This window comes from Pyramidobacter sp. C12-8 (assembly GCF_002007215.1).
Lineage (GTDB): Bacteria > Synergistota > Synergistia > Synergistales > Dethiosulfovibrionaceae > Pyramidobacter.
Genome location: NZ_MUHX01000134.1, coordinates 1 through 230, shown reverse-complemented (window position 1 = coordinate 230; position 230 = coordinate 1). Strand labels below are relative to the sequence as shown.

Annotated in this window: 1 rRNA gene; it reads right to left on the bottom strand. The window is 52.6% G+C overall.

Features of this window, described 5'->3' with window-relative positions:
• Positions 1 to 230, bottom strand: a 23S ribosomal RNA gene (locus B0D78_RS12340); the annotation flags it as partial.

Below are 230 nucleotides of genomic sequence, written 5' to 3'. Positions count from 1 at the left end.
CCTGGGCCTTTTCACTGCGACCTGCATCGCTGCAGGCACCCCTTATTCCGAAGTTACGGGGTCAATATGCCGAGTTCCTTAACAACCCTTCTCCCGTTGGCCTTAGGATTCTCTCCTCATCTACCTGTGTCGGTTTGCGGTACGGGCACCTCGAAAATACATACAGCTTTTCTCGTCAGTATCCTTACCTGCTTCGCTACTTATTTTCGCTCCCTCTCGCCGCACTCTTC